Annotated in this window: 20 protein-coding genes; 14 read left to right on the top strand and 6 right to left on the bottom strand. The window is 58.7% G+C overall.

Features of this window, described 5'->3' with window-relative positions:
• Positions 1-87: 87 nt before the first annotated feature.
• Both EDC38_RS14900 and gshA read left to right on the top strand, forming a co-directional pair.
• A complete protein-coding gene (locus EDC38_RS14900) occupies positions 88-417 on the top strand; it encodes a hypothetical protein (protein WP_123639347.1) in 330 nt (109 codons plus the stop codon).
• Between the two features lie 44 nt (positions 418-461).
• A complete protein-coding gene (gene gshA / locus EDC38_RS14895; protein ID WP_123639346.1) occupies positions 462-2,078 on the top strand; it encodes a glutamate--cysteine ligase in 1,617 nt (538 codons plus the stop codon).
• 15 nt (positions 2,079-2,093) lie between these two features.
• Here the strand turns inward: gshA and EDC38_RS14890 are convergent, their stop codons facing one another.
• The gene (locus EDC38_RS14890) at positions 2,094-2,537 is read right to left on the bottom strand and encodes a flagellar basal body-associated FliL family protein (protein WP_246004460.1); all 444 of its coding nucleotides are present in this window, start codon (positions 2,535-2,537) and stop codon (positions 2,094-2,096) included.
• 134 nt (positions 2,538-2,671) lie between these two features.
• On the opposite strand from EDC38_RS14890, the gene EDC38_RS14885 reads away from it, so the two are divergent.
• The 3 genes from EDC38_RS14885 to EDC38_RS14875 are packed head-to-tail and all read left to right on the top strand — an operon-like array spanning position 2,672 to position 4,702.
• Positions 2,672-3,160, top strand: coding sequence for a disulfide bond formation protein B (locus EDC38_RS14885; protein WP_123639345.1), 489 nt, complete (start codon positions 2,672-2,674; stop codon positions 3,158-3,160).
• Between the two features lie 37 nt (positions 3,161-3,197).
• Positions 3,198-3,665 carry a sigma D regulator gene (gene rsd / locus EDC38_RS14880; protein WP_123639344.1) on the top strand — a complete coding sequence of 156 codons (468 nt, stop codon included), beginning with the start codon at positions 3,198-3,200 and terminating at the stop codon, positions 3,663-3,665.
• A 32-nt stretch (positions 3,666-3,697) separates the two neighbouring features.
• On the top strand, positions 3,698-4,702 hold the full coding sequence (locus EDC38_RS14875; RefSeq protein ID WP_123639343.1) for a WD40 repeat domain-containing protein: 1,005 nt from the start codon (positions 3,698-3,700) through the stop codon (positions 4,700-4,702).
• A gap of 78 nt (positions 4,703-4,780) precedes the next feature.
• On the opposite strand, the gene bamJ is transcribed toward EDC38_RS14875, so the two are convergent.
• A complete protein-coding gene (gene bamJ, locus EDC38_RS14870) occupies positions 4,781-5,521 on the bottom strand; it encodes a BamJ family beta-barrel-assembly machinery protein (RefSeq protein WP_123639342.1) in 741 nt (246 codons plus the stop codon).
• A 308-nt stretch (positions 5,522-5,829) separates the two neighbouring features.
• Between bamJ and EDC38_RS14865 the strand changes: the two genes are divergently transcribed.
• Positions 5,830-6,918 (top strand): histone H1-like repetitive region-containing protein, encoded by a 1,089-nt coding sequence (locus EDC38_RS14865; RefSeq protein WP_123639341.1) that lies wholly within the window; start codon positions 5,830-5,832, stop codon positions 6,916-6,918.
• Positions 6,919-7,032: 114 nt separating this feature from the next.
• On the opposite strand, the gene EDC38_RS14860 is transcribed toward EDC38_RS14865, so the two are convergent.
• A complete protein-coding gene (locus tag EDC38_RS14860; protein ID WP_170162957.1) occupies positions 7,033-7,524 on the bottom strand; it encodes a TIGR02444 family protein in 492 nt (163 codons plus the stop codon).
• A 64-nt stretch (positions 7,525-7,588) separates the two neighbouring features.
• On the opposite strand from EDC38_RS14860, the gene EDC38_RS14855 reads away from it, so the two are divergent.
• Positions 7,589-9,472 carry an ATP-binding cassette domain-containing protein gene (locus tag EDC38_RS14855; RefSeq protein WP_123639339.1) on the top strand — a complete coding sequence of 628 codons (1,884 nt, stop codon included), beginning with the start codon at positions 7,589-7,591 and terminating at the stop codon, positions 9,470-9,472.
• Between the two features lie 9 nt (positions 9,473-9,481).
• On the top strand, positions 9,482-10,987 hold the full coding sequence (locus EDC38_RS14850; protein WP_123639338.1) for a Ppx/GppA phosphatase family protein: 1,506 nt from the start codon (positions 9,482-9,484) through the stop codon (positions 10,985-10,987).
• 139 nt (positions 10,988-11,126) lie between these two features.
• Here the strand turns inward: EDC38_RS14850 and ppk1 are convergent, their stop codons facing one another.
• Positions 11,127-13,217: a polyphosphate kinase 1 gene (gene ppk1, locus EDC38_RS14845; RefSeq protein WP_170162956.1), complete on the bottom strand. Its 2,091-nt coding sequence runs from the start codon at positions 13,215-13,217 to the stop codon at positions 11,127-11,129.
• Positions 13,218-13,469: 252 nt separating this feature from the next.
• Here ppk1 and EDC38_RS14840 point away from each other — a divergent pair, with 252 nt between their 5' ends.
• The 6 genes from EDC38_RS14840 (at position 13,470) to EDC38_RS14815 (ending at position 19,922) form a co-directional block, all read left to right on the top strand.
• Complete coding sequence (locus EDC38_RS14840; protein ID WP_170162955.1) at positions 13,470-14,870, top strand: sulfatase family protein; 1,401 nt, start codon at positions 13,470-13,472, stop codon at positions 14,868-14,870.
• Between the two features lie 126 nt (positions 14,871-14,996).
• Positions 14,997-15,554, top strand: a complete 558-nt coding sequence (locus EDC38_RS14835) for an RNA polymerase sigma factor (protein WP_123639336.1) — start codon at positions 14,997-14,999, stop codon at positions 15,552-15,554.
• Positions 15,554-16,630: a FecR domain-containing protein gene (locus EDC38_RS14830; protein WP_123639335.1), complete on the top strand. Its 1,077-nt coding sequence runs from the start codon at positions 15,554-15,556 to the stop codon at positions 16,628-16,630. The genes EDC38_RS14835 and EDC38_RS14830 overlap by 1 nt, the downstream gene beginning before the upstream one ends.
• Before the next feature lie 83 nt (positions 16,631-16,713).
• Positions 16,714-17,661: a sugar phosphate isomerase/epimerase family protein gene (locus tag EDC38_RS14825; protein WP_123639484.1), complete on the top strand. Its 948-nt coding sequence runs from the start codon at positions 16,714-16,716 to the stop codon at positions 17,659-17,661.
• A 12-nt stretch (positions 17,662-17,673) separates the two neighbouring features.
• Positions 17,674-19,359, top strand: coding sequence for a GMC oxidoreductase (locus tag EDC38_RS14820; RefSeq protein ID WP_123639334.1), 1,686 nt, complete (start codon positions 17,674-17,676; stop codon positions 19,357-19,359).
• A complete protein-coding gene (locus tag EDC38_RS14815) occupies positions 19,359-19,922 on the top strand; it encodes a gluconate 2-dehydrogenase subunit 3 family protein (RefSeq protein WP_123639333.1) in 564 nt (187 codons plus the stop codon). The genes EDC38_RS14820 and EDC38_RS14815 overlap by 1 nt, the downstream gene beginning before the upstream one ends.
• Positions 19,923-20,164: 242 nt before the next feature.
• Here the strand turns inward: EDC38_RS14815 and EDC38_RS14810 are convergent, their stop codons facing one another.
• Together EDC38_RS14810 and EDC38_RS14805 are read right to left on the bottom strand one after the other, a co-directional pair.
• A complete protein-coding gene (locus EDC38_RS14810; RefSeq protein WP_123639332.1) occupies positions 20,165-21,061 on the bottom strand; it encodes a hydroxypyruvate isomerase family protein in 897 nt (298 codons plus the stop codon).
• Positions 21,062-21,098: 37 nt separating this feature from the next.
• The gene (locus EDC38_RS14805) at positions 21,099-21,833 is read right to left on the bottom strand and encodes a SapC family protein (protein WP_123639331.1); all 735 of its coding nucleotides are present in this window, start codon (positions 21,831-21,833) and stop codon (positions 21,099-21,101) included.
• Positions 21,834-21,842: the final 9 nt, after the last annotated feature.

Raw genomic sequence — 21,842 nt, 5'->3', positions numbered from 1 at the left:
AACACTGAACAATTCCCGTTTCGGCGGAGGTCAGATTCCGCACGCCCCTCCGTCCTGTGACGTTGAGTGACGACTGCAAGGTGATCAATGACAGAGCTGTACATTTTGCGCAATCAGCATGGGTATTTTCTGGGTAAACAGAAAGATTGGCTGGACGGTCGGGACCGCGGCGCCCTGTACAAAACACCCCACAAGGACGAGGCCATCAATTTGAAGGTGGAAGTGAGCGCCAAGGATTTTGAGCAGCGGATTCATATTCTGCCCTGTCAGCCCGATGAGCGTGGTCTTCCGGTGCTGGCGGTGGATGACATGCCCCCGCCGCGGGCCCGAGTGAAGCCGGTCCGGGCAGACAGTGCCGAGCTGGCGCCGGAATCTTCGCCCGAGCCATCCGAGTCCGCCCAAGAGGCGCAAGACTAACGCGTTTTCAATACCGGCCGGTTCGTGCTGTAAAGGAGCCAACCTTGTCCCAATCCGAGCGTTTCCGCCATCTTCTGACGCACTTCGCGTCAACCGCCAATCAGACGCTGGGCGGTATTCGCCGGGGCGTGGAAAAAGAGAGCCTGCGGGTGACGCCCGAGGGCGAACTGTCCCAGGCGGTTCACCCCAAGGGGCTGGGCTCGGCGCTGACCCACCCGCATATCACCACCGATTACAGCGAAGCGCTGCTGGAATTCATTACCGAGCCGTTCACCCGGGTCGATGCACTGCTCAAGCAACTGGATGATATTCACCGTTACACCTACAGCGTGCTGGACCGGGAACTGCTCTGGCCGGCCAGCATGCCCTGTGCGCTCAAGGGCGAGGACGGGGTGCCGGTGGCACTCTATGGCAGCTCCAACAGCGGCAAGATGAAAACCGTGTACCGCCTGGGGCTGGCCCACCGCTACGGGCGGGTCATGCAGACCATTGCCGGCGTTCATTACAATTTCTCGCTGCCGGACGACTTCTGGCGAACCCTGCAAGGCGAAGAGGGAGATGCCGGCTCCCTGCAGGATTTCAAAACCCGGCGTTACTTCGATCTGATTCGCAACTTCCGGCGCTACTCCTGGCTGTTGATCTATCTGTTCGGCGCCGCCCCTGCGGTCTGTCGTTCATTTGTGCGCAATCGGCCGCACAAACTGGTGCCGTTTGAGGGCGATGAGCATACCCTGCACGCCCCTTACGCCACCTCGTTGCGCATGGGGGATCTGGGTTACCAAAGCGATGCCCAGCAACAGATGATTGTCTGCTACAACGATCTACCCCCGTACCTTCAGACGCTGTGCAAAGCCATCACCCAGCCTCACCCGGCCTATCAGGCCGTTGGCGTGAAGGGGACAGACGGCGAGTACCAACAGCTCAACACCAGTCTGCTGCAGATCGAGAACGAGTTTTACAGCAGCGTGCGTCCCAAGCGCACCACACGGCGTGGCGAGACGGCGCTACAGGCGCTTCGGCTGCGCGGCGTAGAGTACGTTGAGGTGCGCTGCGTTGATCTGAACCCCTATGAGCCCTTGGGTATCAGTGCCGAGCAGATACATTTTCTGGATGCTTTCCTTCTGCACTGCCTGCTGTCGCCGAGCCCGAAAGCCGACGACCAGGAGTACCGCAACATTCAGGAAAATCAGGCGCGGATTGTTTACCGTGGTCGGGAACCCGGTCTGACCTTGTGTCGTGGAGAGGGTGAGGTTGCAATGGCCGAGTGGGCCGAGACGTTGTTGCAGGAGATGGGTGACTGTGCGGGGCTGCTGGACCAGAGCGCCGGTGACGGGCACTTCCGGGCAGCAGTGGGGCAACAGCGTCGCAAGGTGGAGGATCCGTCCCTGACGCCCTCTGCGCGAGTGCTTGAGGATATGCGGCGGGACAAACTGACGTTTTTCCGTCACGCCATGGGATTGGCCGAGAAGCACCGGGACGCGTTCCTTCAGCGTCCGCTGAAGCCGGAGCAGCAGGCTGCCTACGCGCAAATGGCTGAACAGTCACTGAGCGACCAGGCGGCCGTCGAAGCGGCGGATCAACTCAGCTTTGAAGACTATCTGGCGGACTATTACCGCCAGTATCAGGACTGCGGCTGCGCAACACCGGTTCCGGAAGCTTAGCGCTGAGCACGGGCCTCAGCGCTGTACAACAAAGTTTCTGAACAGCAGATCCCGGACCACGTCTTCCCGGCCTTCCTCCTGCGCGAGCAGTGCATTGGTTTCCGCCAGCGCGGTCTGGCGAAGTTGCTCGCGCCCGCTCTGGGTATTGATCTCTTCCTCCCCCTGGCGACTGAACAGCATCACCAGGTGGTGTCGTATCAGTGGCATGTGATGGCGGATCACACTGGCGTCCCGGGATTTATCGAGACGTAGCGAGACTTCGGCCCGTAAATACTTGAGCCGCCCCGGTCCGCCGTAGTTGACCACCAGTGGCTCACTCAGCGGTACATAAAGCTGGCCGTCTTCCAGTTCATCCTCCTGGGCGCTGGCTGACCAGCTCAACAGCAGACCGACGCTGAGCGCCAAGGACAGAAAAAAGCCTGTCGACGGTCGGTTAGACGCATATTTGAAGATCGACATCGAAAAACCTACCGGTGATTCATTTCGGGAATCTGTGCGCTAAATGGTGGCGCGCTCAGGGCGTTATTGCGTACCATTGTAGCCTAAAGGCGGCGCAGTGATAGCGCCTTGTGATGGCCCCACGAGACCTGATTATGCCATTGACCATTCGTATGACCAACCTGCTCATCGTGCTCGCGGTGGTGGCCATGATGGCCGTTGCACTGTATATGGAGCACGCCATGGGGTTGGAGCCCTGTCCCCTGTGTGTCAGTCAGCGAATTTTCGTCATTCTGGTGGGCGTCTGGGCGCTTCTGGCGTTTTTACACCACCCGGGACGTATCGGACGGGGTATTTACGCGGGGCTGGGGGTGCTGTCGGCGGTCGCTGGTGGTGCCGTGTCCAGTCGCCAGCTGTGGCTGCAGAGCCTGCCGGCCAGCGAAGTGCCCGCCTGTGGTCCGGGGGTGGATTATATTCTGGATACCTTCCCGCTGCTGGATGCACTTCGGGTCATGCTCACCGGTGACGGCAATTGCGCCGAGGTGGCCTGGTCACTGTTCGGGATCAGCATTCCCGGCTGGACGCTCATTGGATTTATACTACTGGGGCTTGCACATCTGTGGCAGGCCCTGCGTCGGCGCTGAATCGGGCGTCGATGTTTCTCTCGGTTAAGGACGGGTTATGTTAGACAACTGTAAAGATGCAAAAGAGCGCTGGGGCGGCGTGAGTACAATCATTGATCGCTGGCTGGAAGAGCGGCGCAAAATGCTGGTTCAGTTTTGCGACCTCAGTGCGATGAAGGCCGGTGAGGCCGACGAAGAGTTGCGAGGTCATAAACTGCGCCACCTGTGCGAAATCATGGTGGATTACGTGTCGGCCGGGCACTTTGAAGTGTATGACCAACTGATCAAGGAAGGGCGTGAATTCGACGACGAGGACGCGCTGAAAGAGGCCAGCCAATTGTTCAAGGTGGTGGATCTGACCACCCAGGAAGTGCTGGACTTCAACGACAAGTATCTGGAGACCGATGACCTGGAAGCCTTGGATCGGGATCTGTCGACACTGGGGGAAACCCTGGAAACGCGGTTTACCGCTGAAGATCGCATGATTGCCGTGTTACATACTGCACATAAAGATCTGGTGGCCTGATCCCCGATCACTAAAACGAGCGAGACCCGCCTATGCGTAACGCTGCGTCCGTGGTTCGTCATTTCTCCCGCTTGGGCCTGTGCTCGCTCCTCGGGCTGACACTCGCCGGGTGCGATCGGCCGGCGGAGCCGGTGGCCAGTCTCGAAGTGGCCTCCCGCAGTGTTCAATCGGGCGCCCTGTCCCGCAACGGAGCCTGGGCGGTGGTCGGTTCCGGCTATCAGGGCGGCAGCCTCTGGGCCCTCGACACGGATGAGCGTCGCTATGACTGGAATCACAAGGCCGACAGTCTCACCCTGATCACCTCGGCAAGCTTCTCGCCAGAGGGCAACTTCGCCCTCACGACCGATGAGCGCACGCTGGTACTCTGGAATCGTCAGATTGGCCGGGCCGAACAGTACTGGAGTAGCCCGTCGGAGATTCTGGCGAGCGACCTCGGACCTGAGGGAGAACACGCGCTGTTGGGGTTGGCCGATCATCGCGCTTCGGTGTACAACGTCCGCCGTGGTGGAATCATCCGCAACCTGCACCACAGTGACCGGGTATCGGCGGTGTCTCTGAGTGCTGATGGCACCCGCGCCCTGACTGGCTCCGATGAAGGAACCTCTACCCTGTGGAATCTTGAGACCGGCGACCCAATTGTCTCCCAGCAACATGATTCCCCCGTACAGTGCGTGGCGATGAGTCCGGACGGCAGGAAATTGCTCTCGGCGGCCCGCTATGAACGCCCCAGGTTGTGGAGTGCGGAAGGCGATCTGATCTGGGAATTGCCGCTGCCCGAGGAGCGTGTCAAGCGCGGCACCCAGGTGACCGTGGCGCGCTTCAGTGACGATGGCGATTGGCTCTTGACCGGGCAGCCGTCGGGTCGCGTCGATCTGTGGGATTTGCAGCGCCGGGCGGTGGTGTACAGTTGGCAGTTGCCCAAGAGGAAAGCCTTTCATCCGACCGCCGTGGCGGTGATGGATCTCGCCTTTACCGACAACCCGGACGTTTATCGAGCGCTCAGTTCCGATGGCTTTGTGCACGATCTGACGTACTGATCGATACCAGTTTCTACCGGGCATTAAAAAAGCCGCCCTTTTGAGGCGGCTTTTTTAAGACGGGGACTGAATCAGTGGTTATTCAGCGCCTTCGCTATCAGCGTCGGCCTGGTCGTCAATTTCGAGCAGCTCAACTTCAAAGATCAATGCGGCATTGGGCGGAATGGGACCATTGCCGCCGGGGCCGTAGGCCAGATCGGAGGGGATGTACAGCTCGTACTTGGAACCTTCCGACATCAGCTGCAGCGCTTCGGTCCAGCCGGCAATCACACTGTTCAGTGCGAAGGTGGCCGGCTGGTCGCGCTCGTAGGAGCTGTCAAACTCGGTACCATCGAGCAGGCGACCGCGGTAGTGAACGGTCACGGTGTCGTCGGCTCCGGGCTTGGCGCCGTCACCCTCTTCGAGCACTTTATACTGCAGGCCGCTATCGGTCTGACTCACGCCCTCAGCGTTGGCGTTTTCCGCGAAGAAAGCTTCGGCTTCCTGCTTGTTGGTTTCCGCGGCCGCTTCCTGCTCGGCTTCGCGGCGGGCCATTTCCTGCTCCTGGAAGGTCTGCATCACTTCGCGCATCTCTTCCTCGCTCAGGCGCGGCTCTACGCCGTCACGCTTGTCGCGCAGGGCCTGGGCAAAAGCATCGGGCTCAATGGTCACGCCGCCCTGAGCCAGGTTTTCGGCCAAATTGGTGCCGAAAACGTAGTTGACCTTTTCTTCCAGAGTTTCCAGTTTGGCGGGTTCGTTCTCGGGTTCGGCCTGATTGCAGCCAACCATCAGAGCGGTTGCACCGAGCAGGCCCGCGATCAATCGTACATTGCGTTTCATGCGTTGCACCTTCTTTTATAGTGGTTTGTCAGTCTGCCCGCTTAGCCAGCGGTGTCAAAGAGCGCTCCATGGTAACCCAAACCGGGGGGCAATGGGCGCCTTTTTGCGGCGCTAACTGGCCACAATGAGAACCCGTTGGTCCACATTTTCGCCGGTAGGTTCCATCGAGTGCACTAAATGGCGAAAATTTTTGCCAATCTGGCCCAATTCGGCGTGCTGCCATACACATTTTTGCTCGACGATACTACAATACCAGCACAGGTTTACGCGGTTAATCGCTCACTTTCCAACTGCACAGGAATTTCACTATGGCTGCCAAGAAAAAAGCTACCGTCAGCGTGTCCGATCTGGAAAAGCAGGTCGAAAAAGTCCAGTCGCAGCTGGACCAGGCGCGCGCCAAAAAACTCACCCAGGCTGAGAAGGCCGCCACCCAGGCCAAAAAGGCTCTGGATACGGCCAAGCGCAAGCTGAAAACGCTGCGCAGCAAAAAGGCCGCCGCCGGCAAGGTCAAGGCGAAAACCGCCGCCGCTCAGCAGCGGTTGCGCAAGGCGTCCGATGCGGTAGTCGCCCAGCAGAAAGTGGTTGATACCGCACAAGCCACTCTGGATGTAGCGAAGCAGACACTGGCTTCGGCCAAGGCGGAAAAGAAACAGGCGGATCAGTTGGCGCGTGAAGTTCGCAAAGCGACCCGCGCGGTTGAGAAAAAAGTGAACAAGAAGGCGGCGAGCAAGCGCGGTACGCGCAAGAAAACCGCCAGCGCCAGTGCAAAGAAAACCACCGCCAAAAAGGCCACCGCCAAGAAGGCAAGCACCAAAAAAGCCGCCGCCAAAAAGACTGCGGCGAAAGTGACCACCAAGAAGGCGAGCACCAAGAAGAAGGCTGCGGCCAAAAAGGCACCGGCGAAAAAAGCGCCGGCCAAGAAAGCAGCCAGTAAGAAAGCCAGCACAAAAAAAGTGAGCACCAAAAAAGCCGCGAGCAAGGCATCCACGACCCAGTCGGCGACCCCGAAAAAAGCCGCGGCCAAGAAGGCTCCCGCCAAGAAAGCAGCGGCGAAGAAACCGGCCGCCAAGAAGGCACCCGCGGCCCAGAAGTCCCCTGCGAAGAAGGCGCCTGCGAAAAAGGCAGCGTCCAAACCAGAGCCCCAGAAGCCGGCCGCACCGGAAAGCACCACTCCCGCAGCGGGCGCGACCAGTGAGAGCAACGCCGGGGTGAACCGCAACCCGGAGGCACCACCGGTACAGCCGGCCCAGGAGCATCCCCATGAGCCGGTTCCCGGTCACCAGAGCACGGAGCTGATTGAGCCGACCGGCAAGCCCAAGGCCGAGCCTGTTCCGGATCGTCCCGCATCGGGCAGCCTGTTTGGTCGCGACTTTTTCGACAGTGATGACAAATTCTAGGGGCTGAGTCTATCCGGGCCGCAGGCCCGGGCAAGGCCAACGAAACACGACTCTGGAAAAACGCACAACGGGAGGCTCAGGCCTCCCGTTGTGCGTTTGGGGCTTGTGTTGGGCTCAGGCGCGGATCAGCACCTCAAGCATCTCCCGGACTTTGTCGTCGGGAAGATGTAGTGCTCGAGCATAGACGGTCAGGTTGGCGCCCGGTGTCACCGACGCTTTGCGCTGGCTGCCGAGCCAGGTGCGGGCGAGTTTTTCCAGTCGGGCCTGAACGGCCTGTTCGGCCTGCAGTTCGGCGGCCTTGATCGCCTGACGGCTGGCTTCGATGGTCCGGTCTGACGTGCCGTAATGGCGCTTGATATGCTGGCGCATGCGCCGTAAGGGCTCGACGATCTCCGTACGCCAGGGGGCGATGTAGGCCTGGGCAAGGCGCAGCCGGGTGTCGTTGATGAGGAAGCCTTCCTGTTCCAGCCAGCGCAGCCAGAGTAGAATATTCACATCGCCGCCCCATCCATCCTGCAGGCTCAGGCACAACGACTCCACACCCGGCTGCTGATAGAGCTGGAGCGAGAAATCCCACAAATGGGTCTGGAGGCGGGCGAGGTTCATTGCCAATGTCCTGTTGGGCCACTCAACGGCCAGCCGGCCATTCAGAACGTGTAGAATACGCGCCATGATCCAATTACAGCAAGTTTCCCTGCAGCGCGGCCGGCAGTTTCTGCTCGATCACGCCGACCTCACCCTTTTCCCCGGTCAGAAGGCGGGCCTTATTGGCCCCAACGGTAGCGGCAAGTCCAGCTTCTTTCAGTTGCTTCTGGGCGGCCTGCAGACCGACAGCGGCCAATGGGATATCCCGCGCCAGTGGCGCGTCGCGCATATGGCCCAGGAAGTGGAAACGCTGGATCGGCGGGCGGAGGATTATGTCCTCGACGGTGATACCGAGCTGCGGCGTCTTGAGTCGGCCATCGAGTCCGCCCATGACGATGGCGAGCGACTGGCTCGGTTGTACGCCGAGATGGAGAACATCCAGGCTTACTCGGCGCCGGCCCGGGCCCAGCAATTGCTTTCCGGACTGGGGTTTGCGCCCGGGGATGGCGATCGCCCGGTGTCAGACTTTTCCGGCGGTTGGCGCATTCGCCTGAACCTGGCCCAGGCCCTGATGTGTCCCTCGGATCTGCTGCTGTTGGACGAGCCCACCAACCACCTGGACCTGGACGCAACCCTGTGGCTGGAGCAGTGGTTGCAGCGTTATCCGGGGACATTGATCATCATCTCCCACGACCGGGACTTTCTGGACAACGTGGTAGACCGCATTGTGGCCCTGGAAAACGCCAAACTGAATCTGTACGTGGGCAACTATTCCGCCTACGAACATCAGCGGGCGGAGAAGCTCGCTCAGCAGGACGCAGCGTTCAAGAAGCAGCAGGAACAGATTGCTCATATGGAAGCCTATGTACGCCGCTTTCGCGCCCAGGCCAATAAAGCCCGGCAGGCCCAGAGCCGCCTGAAGGCGATCGAGCGGATGGAGAAAATTGCCCCGGCCCATGTCGACTCACCGTTCAGCTTCCGGTTTTCGCCCGCAGGGAAAATGTCCAGCCCGCTGATCAACCTCAGTGAGGCCGATATCGGTTACGGCGACAAACGCATCCTGAGTCAGGTGAATTTGGGGATTCTGCCCGAAACCCGGATCGGTTTACTCGGCCCCAACGGTGCCGGCAAGTCCAGTCTGATAAAAACCCTCTCCGGTGAGCTGCCCTTGCTGAGCGGTGAGTGTCACACCGGTGACAATTTCCAACTCGGCTACTTCGCGCAGCACCAGCTGGACGCGCTGGATCTGGATGCCTCCGCCGCGCAACACATTCTGCGCATGACCCCCACGGCCCGAGAGCAGGAGGTGCGGGACTTCCTCGGGGGCTTCGATTTTCACGGCGATCGGGCCTTCGAGCCCATTACCCATTTTTCCGGTGGTGAAAAAGCGCGCTTGGCGCTGGCGATCATCGTCTGGCAGAAGCCCAACGTGCTGTTACTGGACGAACCTACCAACCACCTGGATCTGGAAATGCGCCAGGCGCTGACGCTGGCACTGCAGGATTTTGAAGGGGCGGTATTGGTGGTGTCGCATGACCGTCATCTGTTGCGCAGCACCGTGGATGAATTTCTGCTGGTGGTCGATGGCCAGGTCGCCGCATTCGATGGCGATCTGGACGACTATTACCGTTGGTTGTTGCAACGTCGCCAGGATGACAATGCGGCGGATCGGGCAGCGGCGCCGCCCCCGCAACAGGATAAAAAAGCCCAACGGCAGGAGGCCGCCGCCCGTCGCGCGCAACTGAAGCCGCTGACGGATAAGCTGAAAAAAGTGGAACGCCAGATGGATAAGTTGAATCAGTCGCTGTCCGGTATCGAAACCGAGCTGGCCGATCCGGCGATCTACGATGCCGAGAACAAGCAGCGTCTGCAGGAACTGCTAAAATCTCAGGGAGAGACCCAGGCACAACTCGACGAGTGCGAGGAACAATGGCTCGCGCTCAGTGAAGAATTGGAACACTACGCATAGGGTAACTGGATGTTCAATCTGTCCCGCCTGTTTGGTGCCCGCGCCAGCCACATCGCCGCCATCGATCTGGGATCCAACAGCTTCCATATGATTGTCGCTCGTTGGGAAAACGATCAGCTCACCTTGCTCGATAAACTGCGTGACCCTGTACGTCTGGGTTGGGGGCTGACCGAAGACGGTCGCCTGGACGATGAAGCCCGTGACCGGGCCATGGCCTGTCTGGACCGGTTCGGAGAACGGCTGCGGGATTACCCCTCCCGCAGCGTGCGGATCGTCGGCACAAAAACCCTTCGCAGCATTGAGGACTCTAGCGCCTTTCTGGGCGATGCCCAGAGTCGACTCGGGCATCCGGTGGAAATCATTTCGGGTGAGGAAGAGGCCCGCCTGGTGTATCTGGGCGTGGCACACTGCATCGCCCCCGGAGAGGGGCGCCGGATGGTGGTGGATATTGGCGGCGGCAGCACCGAGGTGATTCTGGGCCAGGGCATGCTGCCGGAGCTCAAGGAAAGCCTGAGCATGGGCTGTGTGGCCCTTACCAAACGCTTTTTCTATGACGGCAAGGTTACCGACAAACTGATCAAAAAAGCGCGCCTGGCCTGCCAGCAGGAAATTGCTCCGGTACTAGACCGTTTTATCGATCAGGGCTGGCAGGAGGTGCTGGGGGCTTCCGGCACCATCAAGGCGGCGGCCAAAGTCTGCGAACAGAATGGCTGGACTGATGGCACTATCACTATTGAAGGTCTGAAGAAAATCATCAAGGCCTATCAGGATCACGGAAAGCTGGACCTGAACTTGAAAGGGCTTTCAAGTGACCGGGAATCGGTATTTCTCGGTGGGGTGATTGTTTTGACTTCGATTTTCGAAAGCCTGGGTATTGAAAAAATGCTCGCCGCCGATTGGGCACTGCGCGAGGGTTTGTTGTACGACCTCAAGGGCCGACTGGAAAACCGGGATATCCGTCAGGAAAGTGTCGACGCCCTGGCCAAGCGCTTCCATGTCAATATCCCCAAAGCCGACCAGGTCGAGCAGACCGCCCGGGTGTTGCTCGATCAGGTGGCCGAGGCCTGGGGAATGGACAATGTTGAGGCGGGTAAGTTACTGGGCTGGGCAGCGCGGCTGTACCCTGTGGGGCTGGATATTTCCCACACCGATTATCATAAGCACAGTGCCTACATTATCGATAACGTGGACCTGGCGGGTTGCTCAAAAGCCGAACAGGCGCAATTGGCGGCGTTGGCGCTCGCGCATCGCAAGCGTTTCCCGCTGAAAAAATTTCCGATGGATAATACCGAGCTGGTGCTGTTGGCCATGGTGCTTCGGCTGGCGGTGATTTTCAATCGGGCCCAGAAGAAAACCGATAACCCGCCCATACAGTTCAGCGTGCAAAAGCAGATCTTGACCTTGAGTGTTCCGGGGCAGTGGGTGGAGAGTAATCCGCTGACCCTGGCGGACCTGGAAACCGAGGCGGGGTATGTGAAAGATATCGGTTACCAGCTGGATATCGTTGCGGTGTGATGGTTGGGTAACGGCGGATGCGCCTTCGGCTTATCCGCCCTACGCGGACTGCCGTGCCACCCGTAGGGCGGATAAGGCCGAAGGCCGCATCCGCCGTAAAAGAACCCGCCGCACCCGCCGCCCTCAGCCACCAACCCCTCTAAACCGACGTCAATTGCCGCGCCGCCCAGCGGTCCAACAGAATCGCCTGAGAATCAACCGCCTCTTCTCCGCCCTTGGGCTGCAAGTGCTGGTAGCTACCGTTGGATTGCAGAATCCAGGCGTGGGTATTGTCCTGCAGGTACAGCTCCAGATCCTCAATAATCCGATCGCGAATTTTCTTGTGCTTGATCGGAAAACAGGTCTCCACCCGGTGAAACATATTGCGGATCATCCAGTCGGCGCTGGAACAATAAAGTTCCGGGTTGCCGTCATTTTCAAAATAGAACACCCGGCTGTGTTCGAGCAGACGCCCGACAATGGAGCGCACCTGAATATTATCTGACAACCCTTCGACACCGGGGCGCAACTGACAGATGCCGCGCACAATCAGGTCGATTTTTACACCGGCCCGGGCGGCCGCGTAGAGCTCGTTGGTGAGCTCCTCCTCATACAGCGAGTTCATCTTGGCAATGATACGCGCCGGCTTGCCCTTTTCCGCATTCTCTTTTTCCGTGCGAATCCGTCGCACCATCCCCTTGTGAAGGGTAAAGGGCGCGTACAGCAGGCAATCCATCTTGGATGCCTTGCCCAGGCTGCTCAGTTGCAGAAACACCCGGTACACGTCTTCCCCGATTTCCCGGTCACTGGTCATCAGACCGTAGTCGGTGTACAGCATGGTGGTTTTCGGGTGGTAGTTGCCCGTACCCAAGTGCACGTAGTAGCGCAGTTTGTTCTCTTCCCGACGGGCCACCAGCAGCATCTTGGCGTGGGTTTTAAATCCGACCACGCCATAGATGACATGAATACCGTACCGTTGTAATCGTTCAGCCAGGGCAACGTTCTGCTCCTCGTCAAAGCGCGCCCGCAGCTCGACAATGGCGGTCACTTCTTTGCCCGCTTTGGCGGCGGCCACCAGGGCGTCCACCACCGGCGAGTTGGATCCGGTGCGATACAGTGTCTGCTTGATCGCCAGAACGTTCGGGTCGGTGGCGGCTTCGCGCAGAAAATCCACCACGGCATGGAAGGAGTCGAACGGGTGATGAAGCAGGATGTCCTGCTTTTTCAGCGCCGAAAAATAACTGTTCGCCCGCTTGGGCAATCGGGGCATGTTCTGCACAAAGGGAGTGAAGTAATAGGCGCTGTCCTTGATCAGGTCAAACAGGTCCGACAATCGGTTCAGGTTGACCGGGCCGTTGATGCGATAGACATCCCGCGGCTTGATTTCGCAGCGCTGCATCAGAAAGTCTTCCAGCTCTTTGGGGCAGGTGTCCGCGACTTCCAGACGCACTTCGTCACCGTACTGGCGATACACCAGCTCCCCCTGAACCGCCCGCAGGAGGTCTTCGCTTTCCTCTTCATCGAGAAAAATATCGGAGTTGCGGGTCAGGCGGAACTGATAGCTGTCGATCACCGTCATGCCGATAAAAATTTCCGACATGAAATAGTGAATAATGGAGGATACGAACACGAAGGTTCGTCCTGCACCGCCGACTTCTTCCGGCAACTCGATCATATGGTTGAGGGAGCGGGGCACCTGCACGATGGCGCGGCCGGAGCTGCGCCCGAAGGCATCTTTGCCATCGAGCTTGACGATAAAGTTCAGGCTTTTATTCAGAATGCGCGGGAAGGGGTGGGCCGGGTCCAGTCCGATGGGGCTGAGCAGCGGCAGGATGTCGGTTTCAAAATAGTCCTGCAGGTACTCAATCTGCGCGTCGTTCCACTCGTCCCGACGGAGGATTCGGATGTGATTGTCCCGCAGCAGGGGAAAGAGCTGATCATTGACGATCCGATATTGCTCATCCACCAGGGCGTGAGCCCGCTCGGATACCTCGGTCAGGGTCTGTTCCTGACTCAGGCCATCGGGTCCGGCGGGGCTGGAGGCATTGAGCTCCAACATTTCCACCAGACCACCGACCCGGACCTCGAAGAATTCGTCCAGATTGGTGGCAAAAATGCAGACAAAGCGGAGCCGTTCCAGCAGTGGCAGCGAATGATCGTAGGCCTGATAGAGGACTCTTTTGTGGAACTCAAGCAGACTGAGTTCGCGATTGAAAAACGCGTTGGACACGGTGTAACCCTGTTGCGCCATAAAACGAAGGCCCTACCTTATTGCAGAAATATGACAATCATAAGTCAGGCGCCAGGGCATCCCCTTTTGGCCACGCTCATGTCGTCCTCAGTATAGCACCCGTCGGGTCCCGATTTTCCTGGGCTGCAATCGATTGCAGTGTGTGACGGGGCAGGCTATGCTTGCCACAGAGCCGGGCACTATCAGACCCGGAATTGCCAATAATAACCACTGCGCCCAATGTGGCCGCGGCCCAACGCGAGGACTTTCCCCATGACATGGCCCATGACTCGTCGCGCCTTCACCCGCAATGCCCTCACGGCCCTTGGTCTGACACTGCCCCTGGGGAGTGCCCAGGGAGCTGAACGCCCGCCCAATATCCTGGTGCTGGTGGCGGACGACGCCGGAGCCCGGCACTTTGGCTGCTATGGCAACCCTGAGATCAAAACCCCGCACATCGACCGTCTGGCGCGAGATGGGTTGACCGCCGATAACGCCATTCTGACCACGCCCCAGTGCAGCCCCTCCCGGATCAGTATTCTCACCGGGCGCTACCCGCACGAAACCGGGGCCGAAGACCTGCACATGCCCCTGCCGGAGGGCGATCCGATTGTTCCGGGATTATTGCAACAGGCTGGCTACTTCACCGGGCATATGCAGAAAACCCACTATGGACCTCACGCGGATGCCCAGTTCCAGTGGTATGACCCGGGGCTGGATCAGCTCGACGGGTTCATCGACGCGGCGCAGGGCAAGCCGTTTTTCATGTGGGTCGGATTTGACGATCCGCACCGTCCCTATCAGGACAATACCATCCCCGAGCCGCACGACCCGGCGCGTCTGCCCCTGGCTCCCTGGCTGGCCGATACCCCCGAAACCCGCCGGGACCTGGCGCGTTACTACGATGAAATCGCCCGGATGGACGGGGTGATCGGGCGGATGATGGCCACGCTCGCGGCGCGCAACCTGGCCGAGGAGACGCTGGCGGTGTTCCTGAGCGACAATGGCGCCCCCTTCCCCCGGGAAAAAGGCGCCCTGACCGATGCCGGGGTCAAAACCCCATTGATCTTCCACTGGCCGGGCAAAGTGCCCGTAGGCAAGCGGACGGCGGATGTGATCAGCGTCATGGACCTGGCGCCGACCTGGCTGCAACTGGCGGGGCTGGATCCGTTGGAGAACATGGGCGGCAGCTCCCTGGTGCCCCATATCCTGGGGCTGGAGCCCTTTACCCGGGATGCGGCCTTCAGCGAGCGCAATTGGCACGACACCGACGAGCATCTGCGCAGTGTCCGTACTCGGCGGTACAAGCTGATCCACAACGCCTATATTCACCTCCCGTTCGGCTCCCCGGCGGACGTTTCGGAAAGCCCCTCCTGGAGGGCCCTGTTCGAGCTCAAGCAGAAGGGGCAGCTCAGCCCGGAGCAGGCGCTACTGTTCCAGTCACCCCGCCCGGAGATCGAGTTCTACGACCTCGAGCAGGATCCCTGGGAGCTGAACAACCTGGCCGGTGACCCTGCCTATCGGGACCGACTGCGGGAGCACGTCAGGCTGCTCGAAGCTTGGCGCGAGACTACCGGCGACTTCCCGCCCTCCCGGCGCCAGCGCCGGGGCCATACCGACCGGATTCGCGGGGTGTTTTTCTCCGATACCATACCGCCGATGACCGATCCCTAGCCGATTTGGTGATAATCTGGAGGCGCCAGATGGCGGATTTTGCTTTCACGGTCGTCCTACAGACAACGAGCCCCGGCGTCGGCTGTGCGGGGATTGCGTGATACGACCATAGACGCGAAAATAAGTATGACAAATAAAGAGAGCTTGGAGAACGTATACCTTTCGATCAGAAAAGGGCTGATAAGGGCTGTTTCCCGGCTGGTGCCTCCCAAGGAGATAGAGGACATCGTCCAGGAAACCTATGTCCGAATTTGCGCGGTCAAGCAGACCGAGCAGATCCGGCACCCTCGCTCGTTTCTGTACCGGACGGCCCGCAACCTGGCGCTTGATCATCTCAAGCGGGCCGAGACGCGGGTGGGCGTCAGTATGGAAGATGACAGCGTAAACCTGGATTGGGCTACCGATGATGTTGACCAGGTATACAGCCAGGTATCGGCCAAACAGGAGTTTGAACAGTTTTGTGAGGCGGTTCGACATCTGCCCCTGCAGTGTCGACGAGCCTTTGTGTTGAAAAAGGTGTACGGATACTCCCAGAAAGAGATTGCCCAGAACCTGAATATCAGCGAGAACACCGTTGAGAAGCATATTGCCACGGGCATGAGCCGGTGCAGGAAATACATGAAACAGGCTTCGGCCAATGTGAACAGGAATCCGGGCTCGTTCAAGAGCCAGGAGATAAAGTGATGAGTAATATTTATCAATTTCAGACAGAAGAGCAGATGTATGAGGATGCGAGCCTGTGGGTAGCGCGTCTTGATCGCGGTCTGTCTGAAGAAGAGACTGCCGCCTTGCGCCGCTGGCTCGACGTCAATCCCGGTCATCGTGACTGCCTGCTGGAAATGGCGGAGCTCTGGGACCGCATGGACAGCCTGTCGGTCCTGTCGGAGCTGTTTGATCCCCCGGTGGCTCAGCAGCAGCGCTCGCGGGCGGTGGGACGCACGGTATGGGCGGTCGCCGCATCCATTCTGGCAGTGGTGTTTGCCGTCAATTTGCTGTTGCCCATGTCACCCTGGAGTGGGGCGAACTCCGAGGGACCGGCACTGAGCAATCTCGAGACCTCAGACACCCTTTACGAAACCGGGGTTGGCGCTCACTCAACGGTCAACCTGCCGGACGGCACCAGAATGTTACTCAATACCAATACGCAGGTTTCGGTGACCTACAGTGATCAGGAGCGCCTGCTGGTGCTCAACCGGGGGGAGCTGCATGTTGAAGTCGCTCACGACAAACAGCGCCCGCTGCGCGTGCGGGCAGGCAGCAATGTCGTGGAAGCGGTGGGCACGGCGTTCAATGTCTATCTCAAAGAAGACGAAAGTGTTGATGTGATTGTCACCGAGGGGCGGGTTCGGGTTAAACCGCTGCCGCACAGCGATGACGTATCAGAGCTGGCTGATCAGGTCCGCGACCTGGTTCGCGGTCAGAAGCTGACCGTACGGGACAGCCAGGCGCTGGCTGTTGAAGAGGTCGACTCGACGTTGATCAATGACCGCCTCTCCTGGCGCGATGGCAATCTGGTGTTTCGTGGAGAAACTCTTCGGGAAGCGCTCAACGAACTCAGCCGATATACCCCGGCGACGTTCAAGGTGGTTGATTCACGCATCCGGGACGTTCGCATAGCCGGATTGTACAAGGCGGGCGACGTTGACGGATTGCTGTTGGCACTGAAAGAGAATTTCAATATTGACCATCGGCGGACCGGTAGTGGCGTCATTGAGCTGTCTTTAAGGGACACTCCGGAGTCAGTCAAATCGGAAGGCTGACAATGTTGGGCGGTCTAAAAGCGAACCCATAACTCTAACCCCCGTGAACTGGAGAACAACCTATGTCATCAAGGCAGCAGGTAATGAATCGTATTGTCCTGGCGTTGGTCGGTGCGGCGCTGGCGGTCTCGGCCTCGATAGCGAACGCCGATGAAGAACGTCATGCTGGCACTTCTGTTCAGCTGTGGTCGGTCAAAGATCAGGTCTCAGAGGATATCAGAGGCACCCTGGAAGATCTGGCGGATATGGGGTTCGATGGCATTGAGTTGGCCGGAAATCTGGGGGAATTCACGGGCGAGCCAGAGGCTTTCAAAGCGTACCTGAATTCTCTTGGCCTGGAAGTCAGCGGCGCGCACGTGGGCGTTGATCAGTTCAACGACGCCAATTTTGCGGACACCATAGAACTGTACCGCACACTCGGCGTGGATCGACTGATTGTACCCATGGATGCCCGCGCCTGGGACCCGAAGCGAATAGACGATCTGATTGCTGACCTGAACCGGATCGCCGAGCAATTGAAACCCTACGGTATGAAAACCGGTTACCACAATCACCATCGAGAGTTTGATTCCTATAAAGACACCACCTTCTGGGACTACCTGGCGGACAACACCGCCGATGATGTGCTGCTGCAGTTGGATGTAGGGTGGACCTACTTTGCAGGTAAGGACCCCGCCGAGGTGATCGAACGCTACCGGAGCAGAATTGAAACGGTGCATTTCAAAGCGCAAATGACCCGCTATGCGGATATACGCGATCAGGCTCAGGCAGCGGCCGGGGCGGATAATCCGTTTGGTGAGTTCGGTGTCATTTTTCAGCACAACCAGAAAGCGGCGGATAGCAGTGACACCCATCAACCTTTGATTGGTCAGGACTCATTGGACTGGCAGGCGATTATTGAAGCGTTGGAAGGAGAGGGCGTTCCGGTCTGGTATGTCGTCGAGCAGGAAATCTACCCCAATGACATGCCACCGATGAAAGCCGTCGAGGTTTCGATGGACGGCTTGCAAGACGAACTGAACAATAACTAGAGAGGACGAGTTATGTCTGATAACCACTATGACGCAATTGTGGTCGGTTCCGGCATCAGCGGCGGCTGGGCCGCCAAAGAGCTGACCGAAAAAGGCCTGAAAGTGCTCCTGCTGGAGCGCGGTCGCAATATCGAACACGTCAAGGACTACAAGAACGCCACCAAGGAAGTCTGGGATTATCCCCATCGCGACAAGCCCACCCAGGAAATGAAAGAGAAGTTTCCGGTTCTCAAACGTGACTATCCCCTCAATGAATCCACATACGGCATGTGGGCGGATGAGCAGAAGAACCCCTACATCGAAGAAAAACGCTTCGATTGGTATCGGGGTTATCACGTGGGTGGCCGTTCCCTGCTGTGGGGCCGCCAGAGCTATCGCTTTAACCGGATGGACTTTGAAGCCAACGCCAAAGAAGGTATCGCCGTTGATTGGCCGATCCGCTATGACGATATAGCGCCCTGGTACGACTATGTCGAAAAATTCGCGGGCATTGCCGGTACTCGCGAAGGTCTGGATGTTCTTCCCGATGGACAGTTTCTACCGCCGGTAGAGCTGAACTGTGTCGAGAAAGATATTGCCAAGCGAATCGGAAAGAGTTTTGACGGGCAGCGTCACCTGATTCACAGTCGCACCGCGAACATCACCAAGCCCATGCCCGAGCAGGGCCGGGTCAACTGTCAGTATCGCAACAAGTGCTGGCTGGGCTGTCCCTTCGGTGCCTACTTCAGCACCCAGTCTTCCACCCTGCCGGCGGCCATGAAAACCGGCAACCTGACCCTGCGGCCCTTCTCGTTGGTGAAAGAAATCATCTACGACAAGGACAAGAAGCGGGCCAAGGGTGTGGAGGTGATCGACACCGAAAACAACCAGACCTACGAGTACACCGCCGATGTGGTGTTCCTGAATGCCTCGACCTTCAATTCCACCTGGATTCTGATGAACTCCGCCCGGGATGTATGGGACGGCGGTCTGGGCAGCAGCTCCGGTGAGCTGGGTCACAACGTCATGGACCACCATTTCCGTTGCGGCGCCAGTGGCGATGTCGACGGCTATCTGGATAAATACTATTACGGTCGCCGACCGGCCGGTTTTTATATTCCGCGCTTCCGCAACGTGGGTGGCGATCAGCGTGACTATGTGCGCGGTTTTGGCTATCAGGGCTCAGCGAGCCGCGAACGTTGGGATCGGGAAGTGGCCGAATTTGATGTGGGCGCCGATCTGAAACAGGCGCTGAGTGAGCCGGGCGGCTGGACCATTGGTATGACCGCCTTCGGTGAAATGTTGCCTTACCACGAAAACCGGATTGCGCTGGATCACTCGGTCACGGACGCCTGGGGCTTGCCGGTATTGTCCATGAACGTTGAGATCGGGGACAACGAGAAACAGATGCGTAAGGACATGATTCAGGACGCGGTGGATATGCTTGAGGCCGCCGGGGTTAAAAATGTCCATGGTAGCGATTGGGGTTACGCTCCGGGCATGGGGATCCATGAAATGGGCACCGCCCGCATGGGCCGGGACCCGAAAACCTCGGTGCTGAATGCCCACAACCAGGTGTGGGACGCGCCCAACGTTTACGTCACCGACGGCGCCTGCATGACCTCCGCCTCCTGCGTAAACCCGTCCCTGACCTATATGGCACTGACCGCCCGTGCTGTGGACCACGCGGTGAATGAACTGAAGAAGGGGAATCTGTGATGAATCGACGTGAACTCCTCAAACTGATCACCGCTGCCACCGGCACCGCCATGATTGGCGCGACCGGCACGCTCGCCGGTTGTGCAAATGAGGCTTCAAAAGCGGCTCCCCTGACGTTCACCGAACAGGACGTGTTCCTGCTCGATGAGGTGGCGGAAACCATCCTGCCACGCACCGACACCCCGGGGGCCAAAGACGCCGAAGTGGGCCAGTTCATGACCGTGTTTGTCCGGGACTGCTACACCGAGGCCGAGCAGGCGATCTTCCACAGCGGCATGGATCAGCTCAATGCCGCGGCCAACGAGCAATACGGCAGCGACTTCGTGAACCTGAGCGGCGATCAGCGCACCGATTTCATCCGCGCGCTGGATGCCGAAGCCAAAGCGGTGGCCGCCGCCGGCACCACCCCGCCGCACTACTTCACCATGATGAAGCAGCTGACCCTGTTTGGTTTCTTTACCTCCCAGGTGGGGGCCACCCAAGTGCTGCGCTATATCGCCATCCCAGGCCGTTACGATGGCTGCATGCCTTACGAGGAAGGCGACCGGGCCTGGGCGACCTGATTCAGGGGCAGGTAACGGCGGGTGCGCTTCGCTTACCCGCCCTACGCATGATTATGGAGGTGTCGTGGATTTGGTTATGGCGTGCTGCCGTGGTATGCGTAGGGCGGATAAGGCCGAAGGCCGCATCCGCCGTAACCACTCTTCCCGCTTACCCAAAGCCGTAGGGTGGATAAGGGCGATAGCCCGTCATCCACCGCTTGGCTTCCTTTCCACGCTACGTCTTCTGAAAATCGATCACTATCTTAAACGTCGCAGATCTTGATCGCCGCTTTCAACGACTCAACCTTCTCCTCATCCGTCGCCCGCGCCGGAATAAATTCCTGGGCCACATACCCTTTGAAATCCACCTCCTGAATGGCCCGCATGATTGCCGGATAGTACAGCTCCTGGGAGTCGTCAATCTCGTGACGTCCCGGTACCCCGGCGGTGTGGTAGTGGCCGAAATATTGATGGCTGTCGCGGATGGTGCGGATGATGTCGCCTTCCATGATCTGCATATGATAGATATCGTAAAGCAGTTTGAAGTTTGGTGAATCCAGCCGCTTACACAGTTCAATACCCCAGGCCGAGCTGTCACACAGATAATCGGGATGGTCCACCTTACTGTTGAACAACTCCATCTGCAGCACAACGCCTCGCTTCTCGGCCTGTGCCAGAACTTTCTTCAAGCCTGTGACGGCGGCTTTCAGACCATCTTCCGGGTCCATGCCCCGAGCGTTACCGCTGAAACAGATCAGGTTGGTGTAACCCGCGTCGCTGACCAGATCAATGTGCTTACGATAGCTTTCGATCAGGGCACTGTGGTGCTCGGCATTACCAAACCCTTCCTCAAGGCTGAGCTCGGCGCCGTTACACATGGACGAGTCCACTCCATGCTCTTTGAGAATGTGCCACTCCTTGGGGCCGATCAGGTCGATGGCCGAAAAGCCGATTCGTTTGACCAACTGGCAGAGCTCCTCCACGGAGAGGAAATCGTAGGTCCACCGTGCCACCGAGTGGCGAATATTGCCCTTGAGCTGATGAGATTGTCCGTGGTGGTCGGCCAGTGCCCGGGGTCCCAGAGCGCTCAGGCTGGTAACGCCAAAAGCGCTGGCGACGGCACCGCGCAGCAGGGCGCGGCGGTTGAGAGAGTCAGTCATGCTTACAGTCCTCTTATGGTTTTGTTGTGGTTACCCCTCAGCGGCGCTGAAGCGTAATTTTCTGAATCGGATTGACCGAATTGTGTTCCTTGTGTCGCTGAATAAGACGGTTCAGCTGGAAGAGGGACGTCAGCATGCTGTTCATCGCCATCAGGTAACCCCGTTTCTGGAGTTCCAGCAGGTCTTTGTCAGGCAGCGACGATAACCTGTCCTGATCCAGTGTGTACAGTCCTTCAAGAGTTCGGCTCTTACCGTCTTTGTACAGCACGGTGATGCTGATGGGCTGAATGAGGTTCAGCCCATTGAGGTGTTGGCAGAAAGCCCGGGTGGCCGCAGCGCCGGAGAGGTCTTCATGCAGGGCATTTTCGATTGCTTTGAGATAGTCCGTCGGCTGGCCTTGATCGTCGTAAAGTCCGGCTCCGGAATCCGAAAGGTCTTCAGCCCGAACCGCGACGCTGACGCCTTCTGGGCCGTCGGCTCTGGTGAGCCGCACCGGGTAGGTCCGAATGGACAAAGGCGTATAGACGCCCTGCCATCCCTCATCACCCACAAAAAGGTTGGATTCCGGCTCAAGGGACGTCAGTGCAGTGATATCCCATTCTCCGAACTGGGGGTCTTTGGTGATCAGCACCGGAAAACAGCAGCCCGCGTTTCCGACCTCGGGAACCCTTAGTCGAACCACCTGGGCCTGGCGAAAATCATTGATCGCGCGCCGGGTATCTATAAACCGGTGCTTATGCTCTGAGGGTGATAGTGGAATCAATGTTGACATTGTAACTCC

Source organism: Marinimicrobium koreense, from assembly GCF_003762925.1.
Lineage (GTDB): Bacteria > Pseudomonadota > Gammaproteobacteria > Pseudomonadales > Cellvibrionaceae > Marinimicrobium > Marinimicrobium koreense.
The sequence above is the reverse complement of the archived record's forward strand: the minus strand, read 5'-3'. Positions and strand labels throughout refer to the sequence as shown.

Coding starts and splice junctions, on each gene's coding strand:
- EDC38_RS14900 (WP_123639347.1), top strand. CDS start 88: ATGACAGAGCTGTACATTTTGCGCAATCAGCATGGGTATTTTCTGGGT.
- EDC38_RS14890 (WP_246004460.1), bottom strand. CDS start 2,537: ATGTCGATCTTCAAATATGCGTCTAACCGACCGTCGACAGGCTTTTTT.
- EDC38_RS14885 (WP_123639345.1), top strand. CDS start 2,672: ATGCCATTGACCATTCGTATGACCAACCTGCTCATCGTGCTCGCGGTG.
- rsd (WP_123639344.1), top strand. CDS start 3,198: ATGTTAGACAACTGTAAAGATGCAAAAGAGCGCTGGGGCGGCGTGAGT.
- EDC38_RS14875 (WP_123639343.1), top strand. CDS start 3,698: ATGCGTAACGCTGCGTCCGTGGTTCGTCATTTCTCCCGCTTGGGCCTG.
- bamJ (WP_123639342.1), bottom strand. CDS start 5,521: ATGAAACGCAATGTACGATTGATCGCGGGCCTGCTCGGTGCAACCGCT.
- EDC38_RS14865 (WP_123639341.1), top strand. CDS start 5,830: ATGGCTGCCAAGAAAAAAGCTACCGTCAGCGTGTCCGATCTGGAAAAG.
- EDC38_RS14860 (WP_170162957.1), bottom strand. CDS start 7,524: ATGAACCTCGCCCGCCTCCAGACCCATTTGTGGGATTTCTCGCTCCAG.
- EDC38_RS14855 (WP_123639339.1), top strand. CDS start 7,589: ATGATCCAATTACAGCAAGTTTCCCTGCAGCGCGGCCGGCAGTTTCTG.
- EDC38_RS14850 (WP_123639338.1), top strand. CDS start 9,482: ATGTTCAATCTGTCCCGCCTGTTTGGTGCCCGCGCCAGCCACATCGCC.
- ppk1 (WP_170162956.1), bottom strand. CDS start 13,217: ATGGCGCAACAGGGTTACACCGTGTCCAACGCGTTTTTCAATCGCGAA.
- EDC38_RS14840 (WP_170162955.1), top strand. CDS start 13,470: ATGACATGGCCCATGACTCGTCGCGCCTTCACCCGCAATGCCCTCACG.
- EDC38_RS14835 (WP_123639336.1), top strand. CDS start 14,997: ATGACAAATAAAGAGAGCTTGGAGAACGTATACCTTTCGATCAGAAAA.
- EDC38_RS14830 (WP_123639335.1), top strand. CDS start 15,554: ATGAGTAATATTTATCAATTTCAGACAGAAGAGCAGATGTATGAGGAT.
- EDC38_RS14825 (WP_123639484.1), top strand. CDS start 16,714: ATGAATCGTATTGTCCTGGCGTTGGTCGGTGCGGCGCTGGCGGTCTCG.
- EDC38_RS14820 (WP_123639334.1), top strand. CDS start 17,674: ATGTCTGATAACCACTATGACGCAATTGTGGTCGGTTCCGGCATCAGC.
- EDC38_RS14815 (WP_123639333.1), top strand. CDS start 19,359: ATGAATCGACGTGAACTCCTCAAACTGATCACCGCTGCCACCGGCACC.
- EDC38_RS14810 (WP_123639332.1), bottom strand. CDS start 21,061: ATGACTGACTCTCTCAACCGCCGCGCCCTGCTGCGCGGTGCCGTCGCC.
- EDC38_RS14805 (WP_123639331.1), bottom strand. CDS start 21,833: ATGTCAACATTGATTCCACTATCACCCTCAGAGCATAAGCACCGGTTT.